Origin of the sequence: Corynebacterium sp. S5S1, assembly GCF_001913985.1 — a bacterium.
In the GTDB taxonomy this organism is placed as follows: Bacteria; Actinomycetota; Actinomycetes; order Mycobacteriales; family Mycobacteriaceae; genus Corynebacterium; species Corynebacterium marquesiae.
Genome location: NZ_MKXT01000071.1, coordinates 478 through 2,982, shown reverse-complemented (window position 1 = coordinate 2,982; position 2,505 = coordinate 478). Strand labels below are relative to the sequence as shown.

The 2,505-nt window shown below is 56.0% G+C and carries 2 protein-coding genes; one reads left to right on the top strand and one right to left on the bottom strand.

All coding sequences use genetic code 11. The features are described from left to right. Positions 1 to 202 precede the first annotated feature (202 nt). Positions 203 to 1,567: an MFS transporter gene (locus tag BKN05_RS11955; RefSeq protein ID WP_286688735.1), complete on the bottom strand. Its 1,365-nt coding sequence runs from the start codon at positions 1,565 to 1,567 to the stop codon at positions 203 to 205. Positions 1,568 to 1,792: 225 nt separating this feature from the next. On the opposite strand from BKN05_RS11955, the gene BKN05_RS11950 reads away from it, so the two are divergent. Further along, positions 1,793 to 2,505 (top strand): fumarylacetoacetate hydrolase family protein (locus BKN05_RS11950; RefSeq protein WP_286688734.1); only part of this gene is annotated, 713 nt, incomplete at its 3' end.

Sequence of the window (2,505 nt, the reverse complement as noted above, 5' to 3'; positions counted from 1 at the left end):
TAATCGGTTCCGGGAAGCTGATCGCATGAGATAGCGGTGGGAGAATTTATGAGCTAGATCAAATAATCCTTTGATCTGTGAACTGGGTCTTATCCAAGGATCATATATGATTATTGCGATCTGTACAACAGTTTCTTGGAAGTGTTATATGCATGTCTCTTGATTGCTGGTTGCTGATTGCCGGTTACTGGCTGCTGGCTACTTACTTTGCGCCGAACGTGAAATGCCCAGTCATTTGCTCGTGCTCATGCTCGGGCCCCAGCGGGATTCCCTTGCGTTCGCGCAAAAGGAATACGCAGATGAAACCGACGATACAAGCGCTGACCAGGTAACCAGAGATGGCGAAAGTCGTACCGGTTGCTTCTAACAACGCTGCGGCGATCATGGGTGCGAATGCGCCACCAAGCACGGATCCGATGGCATAGGTGATGGATACGCCGGAGGCTCGGATTGAGGCCGGGAATAGCTCCGCGTATAGCGCGGACTGTGGACCGTAGGTCAGGCCCAAGCCTACGGTGAGGCCAATCAATGCCAGGTACAGCATGCCCAATGATCCGGTATTGACCAGTGGGAACAGCGCGGCGGCACCGATGCCCTGGAGGATAAATCCGATCAGGTAGGTCATTCGTCGACCGATATAGTCCGAGACCCAGCCAGCGAACAGGGTCGAGAGCATCCAGGTCACCGCCGACAGCGTCACGGCGTTCAAGACATCGCCGCGTGCTAGGCCAATGGGGCCGTCAGGGTTAGTGGTGTAGTTCTGGATATAACCGCCCGTAGTCATGTATCCAACGGTGCCGTTACCAGCGAAAACGAGTGCCGCGGTCAGTACCAGCGGCAGGTAGCGTTTGAACAAAATGTCGATGGGGTTGGACGCTTCCGCGTCTTTGCGTTCGGAGATTTCCTGGAAAACCGGGGATTCGTCAACCCCCATGCGGATGGCGTAACCGACAATGACCAGCACGATGCTGAACAAGAACGGTATGCGCCAACCCCATTCCAGGAAAGCATCGCCGGGCGCGACGGTGTTCATGATGGACAGCACGCCAGAAGACATCAGCAGGCCGATAGGTACACCGATCTGCGGACCTGCGCCGTACAAGCCGCGCTTATCGTTCGGGGCGTGTTCAACGGCCAGCAGCACTGCTGATCCCCATTCGCCTCCTGCGGAAATTCCCTGGATGATGCGCAAGGTGATCAGCAAAATCGGGGCCCAGATTCCCCAGGTGTCATACGTCGGCAGCAAGCCAATCAGCGTGGTGGCGCCACCCATGGCGAATAGCGTGACCATCAAAACGGTGCGTCGCCCCACTTTGTCTCCGAAGTGGCCAGCCAAGAATGCGCCCAACGGGCGGAAGAGGAACGATAGGCCGACTGAGGCGAAGGAGACGATTGTCGCCAAACCGCCCTCTAGCGGGCCGAACATGAGCTGGTTGAACACCAGGCCAGCGACGGCGGCGTAGAGGAAGTAGTCGTACCATTCGATCGCGGTACCGATGGTGGTTGCCGCAACGACGCGGCGACGTTCTTTCGCCGAGATCGTGGCAGAGGTGGGCGTTACCGACATAAACGTCCTTTCGAGGGTTGTGTTGTGGGAGGTAGGCGGAGTGTGGGATTAGTTGATCCTGCCTTGCTGCCTGCGTGGGCACCAACGCGGTGGTGTGTGGAGACTTATATATACCACTAGGGTGTGAATTGAACCACTTGCAGTGATGTTAGGGATGATATACGATTTGGGCAAGTGCTTGTCCGAAAGCTCGTTGAAAATGCTCGTCACAGAAAAGGATTCTTCATGGCTATTCCTGACATCCTTCCGGAGAAACCGGGCAAAGTCATTGCCGTCCACGTTGCTTTCGAGTCCCGTGCGGCTCAGCGCGGTCGTCGTCCGAAACAGCCCAGCTATTTTCTGAAAGCCACGAGCACTCTTGCGGCTTCGGGCTCGGAGGTGGAGCGCCCTGCGGGGACTGAACTGTTGGCTTTTGAAGGTGAAATCGCGCTGATCATCGGAAAGTCAGCCCGCAACGTTTCGCTTGCCGACGCTTGGGATTACGTCGGTTATGTCACCGCATCGAATGACCTTGGTTTGTATGATTATAAATCGCAGGATAAAGGGTCTAATACCCGCTCCAAATCGCGCGATGGATACACCCCGATCGGTCCGGAGCTACTGGATGCTTCCGCTATTGACCCAGCCACGCTGCGCTTGCGCACCTGGGTGAATGGTGATGTTGTGCAGGAAGATGGCACCACAGAAAAAGACCTGATTTTCCCACTTGCGCAGTTTGTCGCTGATTTATCGCAGCACATGACGCTAGAGCCTGGCGACATCATCTTGACTGGCACCCCGCGTGGATCGAGCGTGATTGTGCCTGGCGACGTCGTGGAAGTAGAAGTTGATGTTCCTGGCGCCAAAACGACAATGAGCAGTGGTCGTTTGCGCACCACCGTTGTCGAAGGCCCAGGCGAATTCAATGCAGAGATTGGCAGCCTGCCGCACACCGACGA